A 17176-nucleotide genomic window follows, 5' to 3' on the forward strand; every position below is an offset into this window, starting at 1 on the left:
TGATCACAGCGCCGCGAACAGATCGCCCAGCGCGTCGCCGCTACCGCCGAACGCGTTGACGATGTCGTTGATCACCGCCCCCGGGAACTGGACCAGCGCCGAGCTGATCTGCTCGAAGCCGGTCTGAACCGCGTTCATGATCGTCGTCTGGTCACTGGTGAGGATCGCTTCGCCGATGTTCCACAGCGCCGTCTGCGACGGCAGGACCACATCACGCACGTCGACGAAGAGTGCGCTGGCCAGGTCAGGATCTTGCGGGATGGCTTCGCCGTCCCAGCTCAGCAGTCTCCACCCGTCGATCGGGTTGCCCTCGATCTGCACGATGCCGGTGTTCGGTAACAGGATGGTGGACAACCCGTTGGCGACGGTGTGCGACTCCATGATTCGTTGCAGGAAGAACGGGATATCGGGGTTTTTGACGTTCATCAGCACCCAGGCGAAGATCGACGCCTCGCTGTTGAACGCCACATCGGTGATCTGGCCGTTGTCGCTGACGATCGGGTTGGCGATGGCGTGGTCGTACATCGTGTTGATGGCGTCGGTGAAGCGCGCGTTGAACATCAAGCCGTTGCCGTCTTCGGAGCCCGGGCCGGGCACCAGTGCCAACCCCAGCGGCGCCCCCAGTGACCACGCGCCGACGGTCAGAAAGGCCAGGCGGCCCCCGAGGCTCTCGATCGGGTCGAGCGCATAGATCCCACTGTCGACTTCGTTGAGGCCGGGCAGGATCTGCACGTTGTCGGACATGTTTTCCAGTGCGGCGAACGGCGCGGAGGTCTGCATCTCGCGCAGGCCCTGGCCGGCGAAGATCCCGGCGACCGGGCCGAGCTCGTCGAACAGCTTCTGTCCGACGTCCTGCGCCTGTTGCAGCCCCAGATCGCTGAGCGGAGCCCCCGGGAACGCCGGTGACGGGGTGAGCAGGTTTTCATACGGCGAGATCATCTGTGCGTGCCGCAGAACGTCGATCACGACGTCTTGCGCCTCGCCGCTGGTGAGCTGGATGTCGGGGGACGCCGCGGTCGCCGGCGCCGGCGCCGGAGCGACGGCGATACCGCCGATCAGTGCCGCACCGGCGGTCAGCGACAGGAGGTGGTTTGCCTGCATGGTGGTACCTCTTTAGGTGGGAAGTGGCGTCCAATCGGCCGCGAAGTCGGCGTTTGGATATTCCGCAGTTTGGTCATTTCTAAGTATCGCGAGTACTCAATGAATTTGCTGTCAGCTAACTTTGATCGAGGGTATGCCGGCCGTATCGGCCGAAACATTCTCCGGGTACCGCCGGCGCCCTGTCGGCCGGCGTCGACACCGCCCGGCGCGATCACACCCGGCGGTGACGCGGACGCGCAGGAGATGTTCCTCCTGCTCCGCGGCACCGTGGACGCCAGCGTGATCCGCGAGTTCCCAGTCCTTGGCCGATCTGCTCGTCAGCAGACAAGCGATAGTCGATATCCATTGCGCCGCAAGCTAACCAGTGCGTGAGGGTCACGACCGCGGCCGGACACCGACTCGGAACTCACCGGCTACGATCCGCGATTGCGCCACTGCCGGTGCAGCTTGCGCTGCAGGTAGCCTTCGATGTCGCATCTCCGCCGGGCCACGGGGGCTGCGATCCCGCACGCCCGAACAACGCCGCCCACGGACCGTGGGGCACCAGAGACACCGATCGGGGCCTGAATGGCCACACCCCGCCAGCCGTAGCTAACTGTCATCTCTGATCCCCTAAACGACGTCATGAGCTTACCCGACAATTCGACTGTGAGGAAGATCAATTTTTCATCGGGTTCGCTCACCCCAAATCCGAGTGGTGCCCACCGACGCGCTGGCGGTACCGTGGCTGACCGGGCCCAAAAGATGTCGTCCGGCGGTCGCGTCGGCATCCGGTGTTTGCCCGAACCCCGGCTCAGAACCTTGTGGAGGCGAACAGATGGGCTCGTCGGAACCCAACGGCCCGAGAGTGGGCCCCCGATGAGATTCGCACGCGGGCACGACCCCGGCTACGACCTGACCTACGACGACGTGTTCATCGTCCCCAACCGCTCGGCCGTCGATTCGCGCCTCGACGTCGACCTGTCCACCCGCGACGGCTCGGGGGCCACCATCCCGGTGGTGGTGGCCAACATGACCGCGGTGGCGGGCCGGCGCATGGCCGAGACCGTGGCCCGGCGCGGTGGCATCGTGGTGCTGCCCCAAGACCTGCCGATCGACGCCGTAGGCCAGACCGTGGCCTTCGTGAAAAGCCGCGACCTGGTCGCCGACACCCCGGTCGTGCTCTCCCCCGACGACTCGGTGTCCGCCGCGATGGCGCTGATCTCCAAACGCGCCCACGGCGCCGCGATCGTGACGGTCGACGGCCGCCCGACGGGCCTGGTGACCCGGGCGTGCTGCGAGGGCGTGGACCGCTTCAGCCGGGTTCGCGAGGTGGCGATGTCCGACCTGCTCAGCGCTCCGATCGGCACCGAGCCACGCAAGATCTTCGACCTGCTGGAGCACGCTCCGGTCGACGTCGCGGTGCTGACCAACGCCGACGGCACCCTGGCCGGCGTACTGACTCGCACCGGTGCGATCCGGGCCGGCATCTACACCCCGGCCACCGACGCGGACGGCCGGTTGCGGATCGCCGCCGCGGTCGGCATCACCGGGGAGGTGACGGCCCGGGCGGCCGCGCTGCTGTCGGCCGGGGTCGACGTGCTGGTCATCGACACCGCGCACGGGCACCAGGAAAAGGCGATGCAGGCCATCCGCTCGGTGGCCGCGATGAAACCCGGCGTCCCACTGGTGGCCGGCAACGTCGTGTCGGCGGAGGGCACCCGCGACCTGATCGCCGCGGGGGCCGACATCGTCAAGGTCGGCGTGGGGCCCGGCGCGATGTGCACCACCCGGATGATGACCGGGGTCGGCCGCCCGCAGTTCTCCGCCGTGCTGGAGTGCGCGGCCGCGGCACATGAACTCGGCGGCCACGTCTGGGCCGACGGTGGGGTGCGCCATCCCCGCGACGTGGCATTGGCCCTGGCCGCGGGCGCGTCGAACGTGATGATCGGCTCCTGGTTCGCCGGCACCTACGAATCCCCCGCCGACTTGATGTTCGACCACGACAACAAGCCGTACAAGGAAAGCTACGGAATGGCGTCCAAGCGGGCGGTGGCTGCGCGCACCGCCGCCGACAGTGCGTTCGACCGGGCCCGCAAATCGCTGTTCGAAGAGGGTATTTCCACGTCACGGATGGCGCTGGACCCCGATCACGGCGGAGTCGAGGACCTACTGGATCACATCACCTCCGGCCTCCGCAGCACCTGCACCTACGTCGGCGCGGCCGACCTGGCCGAGTTGCACGAGCGCGCGGTGCTCGGGGTGCAATCGGCCGCCGGCTTCGCCGAGGGCCATCCGTTACCGTTCGGCTGGTGAGACCCACGGCGGCGAGTACTAGATCGTCATGACCATCGCCATGACCCTGGCCAGTCTGCTGGCGTTCGTGGTTCTCACCCTGGGCACCGCGGTGTTCGTCGCCGCCGAGTTCTCGCTGACCACCCTGGAGAGCAGCGCCGTCGAGGCCAACGCCCGCCGCGGCGGCCGTCGCGACGTCTATATCCAAGACGCCCACCGCACGTTGTCTTTCCAGCTGTCCGGCGCCCAGCTGGGCATTTCGATCACCACGCTGGCCACCGGCTACCTGGCCGAGCCGGTGCTGGCCCGGTGGCTACGGCCCCCGCTTGCCGACCTGGGGCTGCCCGACGGGGCGGCCGCCGGGGTGGCGCTGGTCCTGGCCCTGGTGATCGCCACCTCGCTGTCCATGGTCTTCGGCGAGTTGGTGCCCAAGAACCTGGCCGTGGCACACCCGCTGCCGACCGCCCGCGCGGTGGCCGGGCCGCAACTGATGTTCTCCCGGCTGTTCACCGTCGCGATCAAGGCGACCAACGGGACGGCGAACCGGATCCTGAAGCGGCTCGGCATCGAGCCCGCCGACCGGCTGGCATCGGCCCGCTCGCCGCGGGAGCTGGCTTCGCTGGTGCGCAATTCGGCGCGCAGCGGGGCACTCGACCCCAGTACCGCCGCCCTGGTGGGCGGCTCGCTGCGATTCGGCGCCCTGACCGCGGCCGAGCTGATGACGCCGCGATCCAAGATCGTGAGCCTGCAGGCCGGCGACACCGTCGCCGATCTGGCCGCGACCGCCATCGACACCGGCTTCTCCCGTTTCCCGGTGGTCGACGGCGACCTCGACGCGACCGTCGGCATCGTGCACGTCAAACAGGTGTTCACCGTCCCCTTCGCCGATCGGGCGACCACCCCGATCACCACCGTCGTCCAACCGGTCGCCGTGGTGCCATCGACGCTGGACGGCGACGCGGTGATGGAACAGATTCGGACTAACGGCCAGCAGGCCGCCCTGGTCGTCGACGAGTACGGCGGCACCGCGGGGATCGTCACGATGGAGGACCTGATCGAGGAGATCGTCGGCGACGTCCGCGACGAACACGACGACGCCACCCCGGACGTGGTGGCGGCCGGCGGCGGCTGGCAGGTGTCGGGCCTGCTGCGCATCGACGAGGTGGCCGCCGCCACCGGCTACCGGGCTCCCGAGGGCTCCTACGAGACCATCGGCGGGCTGGTGCTGCAAGAACTCGGGCACATTCCGGCGGTCGGCGAAACCGTCGAACTGACCGCGTTCGACCCCGACCAGCTGTCCGCGCACCCGCCGCGCTGGCTGGCCCGGGTGGTCCGGATGGACGGCCGGCGCATTGACCTGCTGGCGCTCACCCAACTGGGGGCGGGCGATGGCTGACCTGTTCAACGTGGTGTTGACCGTGCTGCTGATCGCGGCGAACGCCTTCTTCGTCGGCGCGGAGTTCTCCCTGATCTCGGCGCGGCGCGACCGGCTCGAAGCACTGGCCGAACAGGGTCGGCGCAGCGCGGTCACCGTGATCCGGGCCGGCGAACAGCTGTCCCTGATGCTGGCCGGCGCGCAATTGGGGGTCACGGTGTGTTCGATTCTGCTCGGCCGCATCGGTGAGCCCGCCGTCGCCGACCTGCTCGAGCAGCCGTTTCGGCTGGCGGGCATCCCGGACCCGCTGCTGCACACCGTCGCGTTCGTCGTCGCGTTGACGATCGTTGTCACGTTGCACGTGCTGTTCGGCGAGATGGTGCCGAAGAACATCACGCTCGCCGGCCCGGAGAAGGCCGCCATGCTGCTGACCCCGCCGTACCTGGTCTACATAGCGGCTGCCCGGCCGTTCATCGCGTTCTACAACTGGTGCGCCAACGTGACCCTGCGCGCCCTGCGGGTGCAGCCCAAAGATGAGCTGGAGATCACGGTGTCCACCGTCGAACTGAGCGAGATGATCGCCGAATCGGTCTCGGCGGGGCTGCTCGACCTCGAGGAGTACACCCGGTTGACCCGCGCCCTGCAGATCCGCACCCGCACCGTCGCCGATGTGGCGTTGCCGGTCGGCGACATCCGCGCCGTTCCGGCGGCGGCCGCCGGCCGCGGCCCCACCGTGGCAGCCGTCGAAAGAGCCCTCGCCGACACCGGGTATTCGCGGTTTCCGGTCGTGGATCAGGGCGAATTCGTCGGTTACCTGCACATCAAGGACGTCCTGCCGCTCCTAGAAGGCCCCGACGGCCCCGAGAGCCCCGAGGGCCCCCAGCCCATAGTGGACATCGGCGTCGTGCGGCCGCTGCCGCGGGTTCCGGCGTCGCTGCCGCTGGCCGACGCGCTGACCCTGCTGCGGCGCACCAACAGCCATCTGGCGCTGGCGGTCGACGCGCACGGCGCCGTGATGGCGATGGTGGCCCTCGAAGATCTGGTCCAGGACGTCGTCGGCACCGTCCGCGACGGAACGCATCGTGTTTGACCGGAGCGAATCGGCGCTGGAAACCGAACAGTGGCAGGCCCGGGCGACGGCCTACCGGCTGCGCCTGGAGCACTTCCTGGCCCCTGAGCTGCGCCGGATCGCCGCCGGTGACCCGGTGCCGACCTTCCTGTTCCGCTACTACAGCCTGCGCCCGCGACAGTTGCGCACCTGGAACCCCGGGTTCGGGGTGGCGCTGGCCGGGGCCGCGGCGCTGCGCGACTACCGGGGGCGTCGCGGGTACAGCGTGGCCCACGGGAGCGTCGGTGTCGGCGAGGACTTCGTACGGGAGCGGGCCGAGACCGTGATGTTCATCGCACGGCTGTTGCGGGCCACCGCCGCCCGTGCGGCCCAGCTGAACTGTTTCGGACTTCACGAGTGGGCGATGCTCTATCGCGGCGACGCCGTCCGGCACAGTCATGTTCCGCTGCGGCTCAGCACCGCCGAGCTGGACCGGGTGGTTGAGGCAATCCCGTTGCGCTGCACGCATTTCGACGCGTTCCGGTTCTTCACCCCGGCGGCTGTGCCGCGCAACGCCGGAACGCCGAGCCGGGGTGCCCAAACCGCCTGGGAGCAGCCGGGTTGCCTGCACGCCAATATGGATTTGTACAAGTGGTGCTACAAGCTGGGGCCGCTGATCGATTCCGAGTTGCTGCTGGACTGCCTGCAGTTGGCCGCGGCGGCGCGCGAGATCGACATGCGCGCGAGCCCGTATGACCTCACTGGCTACGGCTACGCGCCGATCTGCATCGAAAACCCGGCCGGGCGTGCCGAATACGTCCGTCGCCAAACCGGGATCGCGCAGCGGGCCGCACCGCTGCGCGCCGCCCTGCTCAAGCGGTGTGACCTGCTTTTAGCAGTCGCCGGATGCGGGTAGCCGTGCTGTTGGCCGGTAAGGTGGTGGATCGGCTTATGAGGGAGGAATCATGACGGACCGGGTGTCGGTTGGCGATTTGCGGGTGGCTCGCGTGCTGTACGACTTCATCACCGACGAGGCGCTGCCGGGCACCGGCATCGACCCGGACAGCTTCTGGGCGGGGGTGGACAAGGTCGTCACCGATCTGACCCCGAAAAACCAGGAACTGCTGGCGCGTCGTGACGACCTGCAGGCGCAGATCGACAAATGGCACCGGCACCGGGTGATCGAGCCGCTCGACGCCGAGGCCTACCGGGCCTTCCTCACCGAGATCGGCTACCTGCTGCCCGAACCGGAGGACTTCACCATTACGACGGCGGGCGTGGACGACGAGATCGCCGTGCAGGCCGGCCCGCAGTTGGTGGTGCCGGTGCTCAACGCCCGGTTCGCACTCAACGCCGCCAACGCCCGGTGGGGGTCGTTGTACGACGCGCTCTACGGAACCGACGTGATCAGCGAGGACGACGGCGCCACCAAGGTGCCCGCCGGGGAGAGCAGCGGCTACAACCCCGTGCGCGGCGACAAGGTGATCGCCTACGCCCGCAAGTTCCTCGACGAGTCCGTGCCGCTGTCCAACGGCGCGTGGACCGAGGTCAAGGCGTTCGCGGTGACGGACGGCCAACTGGTGGTCACGCTGGGCGACGGCCTGCAGACCACGGTCGCCGCGCCGGGGGAATTCGTCGGCTACAGCGGGGATGCCGAGTCGCCGTCGGCGGTGCTGCTGTCCCACCACGGCCTGCACATCGAGATCCTGATCGACCCGTCGTCGCCTATCGGAGCGACCGACGCCGCGGGCATCAAGGACGTGGTGCTGGAGTCGGCGGTCACCACGATCATGGACTTCGAGGACTCGGTGGCCGCCGTCGACGCCGACGACAAGGTGCTGGGGTACCGCAACTGGCTGGGCCTGAACCGCGGGGATCTGGCCGAACAGGTCAGCAAGGACGGCAAGACCTTCACCCGCACCCTGGCCGCCGACCGTGAATTCACCGGGCCGGACGGGGAGACCGTGACCCTGCCGGGCCGCAGCCTGATGTTCGTCCGCAACGTCGGCCACCTGATGACCAACGACGCCATCGTTTTCGCCGAGGGCAACGAGGGCGCAGAGGTGTTCGAGGGCATTCAGGACGCGCTGTTCACCGGCCTGATCGCCGTGCACGGCCTGTCCGCCTCCGAGGACAATGGGCCGCTGGTCAACAGCCGCACCGGGTCGATCTACATCGTCAAGCCCAAGATGCACGGGCCCGACGAGGTGGCGTTCACCGCCGAGTTGTTCAGCCGGGTCGAAGACGTCCTGGGGTTGCCGCAGGCGACGCTCAAGATCGGCATCATGGACGAGGAGCGGCGCACCACCGTCAACTTGCGGGCCTGCATCAAGGCCGCCGCCGACCGGGTGGTGTTCATCAACACCGGCTTCCTGGACCGCACCGGCGACGAGATCCACACCTCGATGGAGGCCGGGCCGATGGTGCGCAAGGCCACCATGAAGTCTCAGCCGTGGATCCTGGCCTATGAGGACAACAACGTCGACGCGGGCCTGGCCACCGGTTTCACCGGCCACGCCCAGATCGGCAAGGGTATGTGGGCGATGACGGACCTGATGGCCGACATGGTCGAGCAGAAGATCGGGCACCCGCGCGCCGGTGCCACCACCGCGTGGGTGCCCTCGCCGACCGCCGCCACCCTGCACGCGATGCACTACCACCAGGTGGACGTCTCCGAGGTGCAGACGGAGCTGGCCGGAAAGCGCCGGGCCACAATCGATCAGCTGCTGACCATCCCGCTCTCCGAGGGCTTGGCCTGGGCGCCCGACGAGATCCGCGAGGAGGTCGACAACAACTGCCAGTCGATCCTCGGCTACGTGGTGCGCTGGATCTCCCAAGGCGTGGGCTGCTCGAAGGTTCCCGACATCCACGATGTGGCCCTGATGGAAGACCGTGCGACGCTGCGGATCTCGTCCCAGCTGCTGGCGAACTGGCTGCGGCACGGGGTGATCACCGCCGACGACGTGCAGTCCAGTCTGGAGCGGATGGCCCCGGCCGTGGACCGGCAGAACGCGGGAGACCCGAATTATCTGCCGATGGCCCCGGACTTCGACGACAGCATCGCGTTCGCGGCCGCGCGGGAGTTGATCCTGTCCGGAACCAGTCAGCCCAACGGCTACACCGAGCCGATCCTGCACCGGCGTCGCCGAGAGTTCAAAGCCGCCGCCGGCGTCTGAACCCTACCCGGATCTTCAGTGGAATTGACCGTGGCGGGCAAGCTGACCAGGCGGGAAGGACGCATCCACCGTGGGTAGGCACAGTTTCCCCGGCCCGGACGATTTCGATGAGGACCCACTGGGACGCGGCGAGTCCGACTACGGCGACGACGACACGGCATCACCGGATCCGTTCGGCTTCGGCGACCCGGACGACGACGAGTACGTCGACGACTATCACGACGCGTTCTACGACGACTCGTTCGGCGGCGAAACGGGCTATGCCGCCGACCCGGCCCAGTACATGCGGCGAGGCGGCCCTGACGAAGAGGAAACTCGTTACCGCACCGGGCCTTTCGGCGCGGTTGATGCTCAGTCCGGCGAAGCGTCGGCCGTCGGGCGGGAGGAGCCGCGCGGCGGTCACCGCAACCTGGACCGGTGGCGCCGGCACCGCAACGACACCGGCCGCCGCGGTGTCAGCGTCGGTGTGATCGCAGCGCTGGTGGCGGTGATCGTCGTGGTCGGCGGGGTGATCCTGTGGCGCTTCTTCGGCAACTCGCTGTCGCATCGGTCCGCCGTGGCCGCCGGCGCCTGCGCCGAGGGTGACCTGACGGTCGCCGTCATCGCGGACCCCTCGATCGCCGATCACGTGCAGGGCTTCGCCGACCGGTTCAACAAGACCGCCAAGCCGGTGGGCGATCGCTGCGTGTCGGTACAGGTCAAACCGGTGGACTCCGACGCCGTCATCAGTGGTTTCATCGGTGAATGGCCGGCACAGCTGGGTCAGCGCCCGGCACTGTGGATTCCGGGCAGCTCGATTTCGGCGGCCCGCCTGCGGGCCTCCGCGGGCCAGGAAACCGTCAGCGATACTCGTTCCCTGGTCACCTCGCCGGTGCTGCTGGCGGTCCGGCCCGAACTCGAGCCCGCGCTGCAGAAACAGAGCTGGGCGAGCCTGCCCGAGTTGCAGACCGATCCCGACGGTTTGGGCCGGCTCGGACTTCCCGGCTGGGGGCAGCTGCGGCTGGCGCTGCCGATCGGCGGCAACGGCGATGCGGCTTTCCTGGCCGGCGAGGCCGTGGCGGCCGGCGCCGCCCCGAAAAGCGCCCCCGCCACCGACGGGACGCCGGCGGTGCACCGGCTGGCCGGCGCACAGCCCCAACTCGCCGACAACTCGCTGGCTGAGGCGCTGAACGTCCTGCTGCGCCAAGGCGATCCGGCCGCTGCCCCGGTACACGCGGTGGTGACCACCGAGCAGCAACTGTTCACCCGGGGGCAATCCTTGTCGGATCCGGCGCGCACGCTCGGTTCCTGGCTGCCACCGGGGCCGGTGCCGGTCGCCGACTACCCCACCGTCTTGCTCGCCGGGTCCTGGCTGTCGCAGGAACAGGTCAGCGCCGCCAGTGAGTTCGCCCGCTTCGCCCGCAAGCCGGACCAGCTCGCGGAGCTGGCCAAGGCCGGATTCCGGGTGGAGGGCGTCGCCCCGCCGAGCAGTGAGGTCACCGACTTTCCGGCGGTGTCGGACACCCTTTCGGTAGGCGACGACGCGATGCGGGCCACCCTGGCCAATGCGCTCAGCACCCTGCCGGGCAGTTCGGCGGTGACGATCATGCTCGACGGGTCCATGACCACCGATGAGGGCGGCAAGACCCGGCTGGCCCACGTAATCGCCGCCCTGGATCAACGGATCAGGGCGCTACCGCCGAACTCCGCCGTGGGCCTGTGGACCTTTGACGGGGTGGAGGGCCGCAACGTGGTCACCGCCGGCCCGCTGGAGGAACCGGTCAACGGCGGCACCCGGGCCGAGACCTTGGTCGGAGAGCTCGATGCCCTGAGCTCGACCTCCGGCGGCGCGGTGTCGTTCACCACCCTGCGGCTGGTCTACAACCAGGCGCTGGCCAACTACCGTGCCGGGCAAACCAACTCGGTGCTGGTGATCACCGCCGGCCCGCACACCGACCGGACGCTGGACGGCCCCGGACTGCAGGAGTTCATCCGGGCGAACACCGACCCCGAGCGCCCGGTCGCCGTCAACGTCATCGACTTCGGCGCGGACGCCGATCAGGCGACGTGGCAGTCGGTGGCTCAACTGTCCGGCGGCACCTATCAGAACCTCCGCGGGGCGAACACCCCCGAGCTGGCCGCGGCGCTGAACACGCTGCTGGGCTGATCCCGCCCGTTAGGCGCCCAGGGCGTCGAGGATCTGCTGCGGGATGACGTCCACCAGCTGGGTGATCATGCCGCCGAAGGATCCGACGCTGATGTCGGCCAGGTCCAGGTTCCCCAGGCCCAGGCTGTCGAGCAGATCGGTCAGGTTCAGGTCCAGCGGGGGAATCAGGTCACCCAGGTTCAGCGGCAGGTCGTCGAGACCCAGGCCGCTGATCAGGCCACCCAGGTCCAGGCCGTTGAGCAGGCCGGTGATGTCGATGCCGCCTAGGCCCAATCCGCTCAGCAGTTCGCTCAGCGACAGGTCGCCGGTCGACGCCGGGAAGCCCAGCGCCTCCAGCACCCCGCCGACGGTCAGGTCCTGACCGGGCACGATCCCCAGATCGCCGAGCAGGCCGCCGAGGGTCAGGTCGTTCGACGACAGACCCAGGTCACCGAGCAGGCCGCCGATCGACAGGCCGCTACCGTCCAACCCCAGATCGCCGAGCAGGCCGCCGATCGTCAGGCCGCCGGGTGTCGAACCCAAGACGTCGAGCAGATCACCGACGGTCAGGCCGTTGCCGTCCAGACCCAGGTCGCCGAGCAGGTCACCGATCGTCGTGCCGGCCCCGGAGAGTCCCAGCGCGCCCAGCAGGTCATCGAGTGTCAGGCCGGCGGTGTTCAGCCCCAGGCCAGCGAGCAGATCGTCGAGGCCCAGGCTGGCGGGCGTGATACCCAGTGCACTGAACAGGCCGTCGAGCAGGCCGCCGATGCTCGGGGCGGTGGAAGGTATGAGGGCGCTGATAGTGGTGATGAGAAGGCTGACCGCCCCGGTCACCACGCCGTTCAACGGAATGCCGAACGCGCTCAGCACGCCCTCCAGAGCCGACGTCAGCAAACTGACCACGCTCCCGCCGGGCAGTGCATCGCCGGCGCCCAGGCCGATCAGGCTGAGCAGCAGATCCGGGCTGACCGTGCTCGTCGGGTCCAGGCCCAGCGAACCGAGCAGCGCGTTCAACATCGTCGTCGACACCGATGTGCTCGGGTCGAGCCCCAGCGCGCCGAGCAGACTGTTGATCACTTCCGGCGTCAGCGTGCTGTTCGAATCCAGGCCCAGCGAGTTCAGCAGTTCGGTCAGCACCGCCGGCGAGATCACACCGCCCGGGTCCAGTCCCAGCGAACTCAACAGGCCGTTCACCACGTCCGTCGACACCCCGCCGGCCGGGTCGAGCCCGAGCGTACCGAGCAGGCTGTTGAGCATGGTCGCCGACAGCGCGTTCGCCGGGTCCAGCCCCACCAGGGCCAGCAGGCTGGCCGGCGACAGCAGCGTCGTCGGGTCGATACCGAATGCGCTCAGCACGCTGCTCAGCGGCAGATTGTTCAGGTCGACGCCGGTGTCCAGGCCCAGTCCGTTCAAGACGCCGGTCAGGCCGAGGCTGCCCAACCCGAGGTTGCCGAGCCCCAGGAATCCCAGCAGCCCGCCCAGGTCGGTGATCCCGCTGCCGAGGTTGAGCAGGTCGCCCAGCCCGTCGTCGCTGATGCCCAGTTCACTGAGCAGGCTGCCGAGGGTCAGGTTGCCCAGCCCGAGCTGATCGATCAGGTTCTGCAGGTCCAGGTTGGTCAGGTCCACGTTGCCCAGTCCCAGGGCGTTGAGCAACTGGACCAGGTTGAGGTTCACCTCCAGGTTCTGCACCGGGGCGAGCACGCCGTTGAGCACCGGGATGTTGATGATGCCGCCGAGCAGGCTGACGTTCTGGGCACCGTTGAGGTAGGCGTCGGCGATGGTGGCCGGCGCGCTGAACAGCCCGGAGAAGTCCCCGCCGGCCATCTGGGCCGCGGCGTTGCTGATCGCCTGGGAGGTCAGCGCCTGCGCGCCCATGCTGGCGATCGCCAGTTCGAGGCCGGGCGGCAGCTGCACCGAGACTGTCGCCGGCAGCTCGGAGATATCGGTGGTGATGGTCGGAGTGATGCTGGTGAATGCGCTGATCACTCCGAACGGGTCGGTGAACAGCTTGCCGAAGACCGCCGTGATGGCGCCCCAGTCGGCGTTGTCACTGATGTTGGTCAGGTTCGCGGTGGTGTGGGTGAACAGATCCGACCAGGCATCGGTCAGCTGCACGGCATGGAACTCGGCGCCGGTGGCCGGGAGCAGCGGTGTGACCGGCGCGATCGGCGCGACCGCGATGATGCCGGCGCCCGCGACGGCGATGCCGGCGGTGAGGTACGGGCGAAGCGCAAGTTGCTGCATGATCTCTCCTCAGTGTGATCCCCGTCACCGTTCAAGTGAGACCAGCTTAAACTAATTTCTTGTCACACATGAGAGTTCACTGATTTTTCGCCGACGTAACTGTTTCGAAAGCCAAGGGTCTCGCTATACTGCCCCACCCCGACACGAGCAGCGGTCGACCCGAGCGGTGCCCGGAATCGCCCGGGCGCCGCTCGGGTCGACCGCTGCGTGTCATTACATACCGATTCCCCGCGGCACGCAGCTAAATTGCACAAAATGTGATTGTTTTTATTCAGGCTTCCCCCAGACTTCTGCTCAGGGTAGGTTTTCCCTCGGTAACTTAATAGCGGCACAACACTTTTGGGGGGAATCAATGGTCGGACAGCATGTGTCTCGGATCGATGCGGTGGCAGGTATCGCCCTGCTGTGGACCGGGTTCATGGTCACCAGCCCGATTGCGCCGCACACCTCGCCCGAACCGACCACGGCTGCGGTCGAACTCACGGCGGTGGCCACTCCGGACCCCGGCGACTTCTTGGGACTGGGGCAGTTCGCTGCCCAGATGGTCGAGGTCAACGAGCTGGTCGGCCGTTTCGTGCAGTACGTCCCCGATGTCCTCAATCAGCAGTTCACCGGCCTGAACGATGTGGTGAACTCGTCGCTCGCCGATCTCGACTGGTCGGACCTGGGTGCGAGCATGAACGCGCTCGGCGCGAACCTCGATGAGTGGGAGCAGGGGTTCTGGGCGCAGATGTGGCAGTTCGCCGAGAACATGGACACCGATCCCACTACCGGCGAACTGGTGCCGAGCCTGTGCAACATCCTCAACGTGCTCGGCAACGACCTGTCGAACCAGTTCCAGGTCATGGTGGCCGGGATCAACGACATGGGCAGCGAACTGTCGGCTCAGTTCCAGAACGCGATGGACGGGCTGGACGGATTCTTCGACGGACTCGGCGGCCTCTGAGCCGGTCCCCCGCGCCTGGGCCCGGACGCTTCCGGGCTCAGGCGTAGGCCTCCACCGGCGGGCAGGAGCAGACCAGGTTGCGGTCGCCGAACGCACCGTCGATCCGGCGAACCGGGGGCCAGACCTTCGGGCGGAAGTCGCGCCCCAGCGGATAGGCGGCGTGCTCGCGGGTGTACGGGTGCTCCCACTTGTCGACCATCAGGCACTCGGCGGTGTGCGGGGCACCCCGCAGCGGGTTGTCCTCGACAGTCCACTCGCCGGCGCCGACCCGGTCGATTTCGCTGCGGATGGCGATCATCGCCTCGCAGAATGCATCCACCTCGGCCAGGCTCTCGCTCTCGGTGGGCTCCACCATCAGGGTGCCGGCCACCGGAAAGCTCATGGTCGGGGCGTGGAAACCGTAGTCGGCCAACCGTTTTGCCACATCGTCGACCGTAACGCCGGTGGCCTTGGTGATCCCGCGCAGATCCAGGATGCACTCGTGGGCCACCATGCCGTTCTCGCCGGTGTAGAGCACCGGGAAGTATTCGTCGAGGCGGCGGGCGATGTAGTTCGCCGACGCGATCGCGGTCAGCGACGCCGCCCGCAGGCCCTGAGCGCCCATCATCCGGATGTAGGCCCAGGTGATCGGCAGGATCGACGCCGACCCGTAGGGGGCCGCCGACACCGGCGCGCCGCCGGGCAACTCGGCGGCCAACGGGTGCCCGGGCAGGAACCCGGCCAGGTGCTCTCGCACCGCCACCGGCCCGACGCCGGGGCCGCCGCCGCCGTGCGGGATGCAGAACGTCTTGTGCAGGTTCAGATGGCTCACGTCACCGCCGAAGCGACCGGGCCGGGCCAACCCGACCAGCGCGTTGAGGTTGGCGCCGTCGACGTAGACCTGCCCGCCCGCGTCGTGTACCGCGGCGCAGATCTCGGCGATGTCGTGCTCGTAGACCCCGTGGGTGGACGGGTAGGTGATCATCAGCGTCGACAGTGTCGTGGCGTGCTCGGCGACCTTGGCCCGCAGATCGTCGAGGTCGACGTCGCCGTTCTCCCGACAGGCCACCACCACCACCCGCATCCCGGCCAGTGCCGCCGACGCGGCGTTGGTGCCGTGCGCGCTGGACGGGATCAGGCAGACGTCGCGGTGGGACTCGCCGCGGCTGGCGTGGAAGGCGTGGATCGCCAGCAGGCCCGCATATTCGCCCTGCGAGCCGGCGTTGGGTTGTAGCGACACCGCGTCGTACCCGGTGATCCCGGCCAGCCAGCCCTCCAGCTGGGCGATCAGCCGGCGCAGCCCCGCGGCGTCGTCGATCGGAGCGAATGGGTGCTGGCAAGCGAATTCCGGCCAGGTGATCGATTCCATCTCCGCCGCGGCATTGAGCTTCATCGTGCACGAGCCGAGCGGAATCATGCTGCGGTCCAGCGCGATGTCCTTGTCCGACAGGGTGCGCAGATACCGCATCATCGCGGTTTCGGTCCGGTAGCGCGAAAAGGCCGGATGGGTGAGGAATTCCGAGGTGCGGGTGTTGACGTCCACCGATGCCGGCTCGGCGGGCTCGACCCCGAAAGCCTCCAGCACCGCGGCCACATGGGCGTCGGTGGTGGCCTCGTCGCAGGACACCGAGACGTGGTCGGCGTCGACGCGCCACAGGTTGATGCCGGCGGACCTAGCCGCCGCGACGATCGCGTCGGCGCGGCCCGGCACCCGGGCCAGCACCGTGTCGAAGTAGCGGTCATGCACCACCGCGCCACCGAGGGCGGCGCCGATCTTCTCGGCGTGGCCGTGCACCCGTCGCGCGATCGCGGTCAGGCCTTCGGCGCCGTGGTAGGCGGCGTACATCGCGGCCATCACCGCCAACAGCACCTGCGCGGTACAGATGTTCGACGTGGCCTTGTCGCGGCGGATGTGCTGCTCGCGGGTCTGCAGCGCCAACCGGTACGCCGGCGAGCCGTCGGCATCCACCGACACCCCGACCAGCCGTCCCGGCAGCTGGCGGGCATGCTTGGTCTGCACCGCCAGATAGCCGGCGTGGGGCCCGCCGAAGCCCATCGGCACCCCGAAGCGCTGGGCGCTGCCGAACGCCACGTCGGCGCCGATCTCGCCGGGCGGGGTGATCAGCGTGCATGCCAACAGATCGGCGCCGATCGCCACCATCGCGCCGCGCTGGTGGGCGGCTTCGATTACTTCCGACCAATCGGTGATCCGCCCGGACGCCCCCGGCAGCTGAGCGATCACCCCGAAGAAGTCGCCGTCGGGCAACCCTTCACGCAGGTCGGCGGTGACGATCTCGATGCCCAGCGGCTCGGCGCGGGTGGCCAGCACCGCCGCGGTCTGGGTGAACAGGTCGACGTCCACCAGCAGCCGGTTGGCCTTCCCGCGTACCGTGCGGTGCATCAGCGTCATCGCCTCCGCGGCGGCGGTGCCCTCATCGAGCATCGAGGCGTTGGCGATCTCGAGGCCGGTCAGGTCGGCGACCATGGTCTGGAAATTCAGCAGGGCCTCCAACCGGCCCTGGCTGATCTCGGGCTGATACGGCGTATAGGCGGTGTACCAGGCCGGGTTCTGCATGATGTTGCGCAGCAGCACCGGTGGGGTGAGCGTGTCGTAGTAGCCCTGGCCGATCATCGACACCGCGACCGTGCCGGCGTCGGCCAGCTCCCGCAGTTCGGCCAGCGCCTGGGCCTCGCTGGCGGCGGGCGGCAGGCCGTCCAGCCCCGGCGCGACGCCGTCGGGCCTCAGCGCATCGAGGATGCCGGCCGGCAGCGCCTTGGCGGCCAGGTCGTCCAGCGAATCCACGCCGATGGTCGCGAGCATCGTGGCGATGGCGGCGCGGTCCGGGCCGATGTGCCGGTCCTGGAAGCGCGGGTAGCGGAATTCAGTGTGTTCGGACACGAGTGGTCT

10 protein-coding genes are annotated in these 17176 nt (G+C 68.5%); 7 read left to right on the forward strand and 3 right to left on the reverse strand.

Annotated features, from left to right (window positions below; all coding sequences use genetic code 11):
* Positions 1-3: 3 nt before the first annotated feature.
* Positions 4-1101 (reverse strand): phosphoglycerate mutase family protein, encoded by a 1098-nt coding sequence (locus G6N23_RS10750; RefSeq protein WP_085259445.1) that lies wholly within the window; start codon positions 1099-1101, stop codon positions 4-6.
* A gap of 858 nt (positions 1102-1959) precedes the next feature.
* Between G6N23_RS10750 and G6N23_RS10755 the strand changes: the two genes are divergently transcribed.
* The 6 genes from G6N23_RS10755 (at position 1960) to G6N23_RS10780 (ending at position 11120) form a co-directional block, all read left to right on the forward strand.
* On the forward strand, positions 1960-3396 hold the full coding sequence (locus G6N23_RS10755; RefSeq protein ID WP_085259446.1) for a GuaB1 family IMP dehydrogenase-related protein: 1437 nt from the start codon (positions 1960-1962) through the stop codon (positions 3394-3396).
* A 28-nt stretch (positions 3397-3424) separates the two neighbouring features.
* Positions 3425-4771, forward strand: a complete 1347-nt coding sequence (locus G6N23_RS10760) for a hemolysin family protein (RefSeq protein ID WP_085259447.1) — start codon at positions 3425-3427, stop codon at positions 4769-4771.
* A complete protein-coding gene (locus tag G6N23_RS10765) occupies positions 4764-5840 on the forward strand; it encodes a hemolysin family protein (RefSeq protein WP_085259448.1) in 1077 nt (358 codons plus the stop codon). The genes G6N23_RS10760 and G6N23_RS10765 overlap by 8 nt, the downstream gene beginning before the upstream one ends.
* On the forward strand, positions 5833-6714 hold the full coding sequence (locus G6N23_RS10770; RefSeq protein ID WP_085259449.1) for a 3-methyladenine DNA glycosylase: 882 nt from the start codon (positions 5833-5835) through the stop codon (positions 6712-6714). The genes G6N23_RS10765 and G6N23_RS10770 overlap by 8 nt, the downstream gene beginning before the upstream one ends.
* 49 nt (positions 6715-6763) lie before the next feature.
* Entirely contained in the window at positions 6764-8974 is a 2211-nt protein-coding gene (locus G6N23_RS10775) for a malate synthase G (RefSeq protein WP_085259450.1), read from the forward strand.
* 70 nt (positions 8975-9044) lie between these two features.
* Positions 9045-11120: a substrate-binding domain-containing protein gene (locus G6N23_RS10780; RefSeq protein ID WP_085259451.1), complete on the forward strand. Its 2076-nt coding sequence runs from the start codon at positions 9045-9047 to the stop codon at positions 11118-11120.
* 9 nt (positions 11121-11129) lie between these two features.
* Here the strand turns inward: G6N23_RS10780 and G6N23_RS10785 are convergent, their stop codons facing one another.
* Entirely contained in the window at positions 11130-13343 is a 2214-nt protein-coding gene (locus G6N23_RS10785; protein WP_085259452.1) for a hypothetical protein, read from the reverse strand.
* 352 nt (positions 13344-13695) lie between these two features.
* Between G6N23_RS10785 and G6N23_RS10790 the strand changes: the two genes are divergently transcribed.
* Positions 13696-14289 carry a hypothetical protein gene (locus tag G6N23_RS10790; RefSeq protein ID WP_157997532.1) on the forward strand — a complete coding sequence of 198 codons (594 nt, stop codon included), beginning with the start codon at positions 13696-13698 and terminating at the stop codon, positions 14287-14289.
* A gap of 37 nt (positions 14290-14326) precedes the next feature.
* On the opposite strand, the gene gcvP is transcribed toward G6N23_RS10790, so the two are convergent.
* The gene (gene gcvP / locus G6N23_RS10795; protein WP_085259454.1) at positions 14327-17167 is read right to left on the reverse strand and encodes an aminomethyl-transferring glycine dehydrogenase; all 2841 of its coding nucleotides are present in this window, start codon (positions 17165-17167) and stop codon (positions 14327-14329) included.
* Positions 17168-17176: the final 9 nt, after the last annotated feature.

Source organism: Mycolicibacter terrae, from assembly GCF_010727125.1.
Taxonomy (GTDB): Bacteria; Actinomycetota; Actinomycetes; order Mycobacteriales; family Mycobacteriaceae; genus Mycobacterium; species Mycobacterium terrae.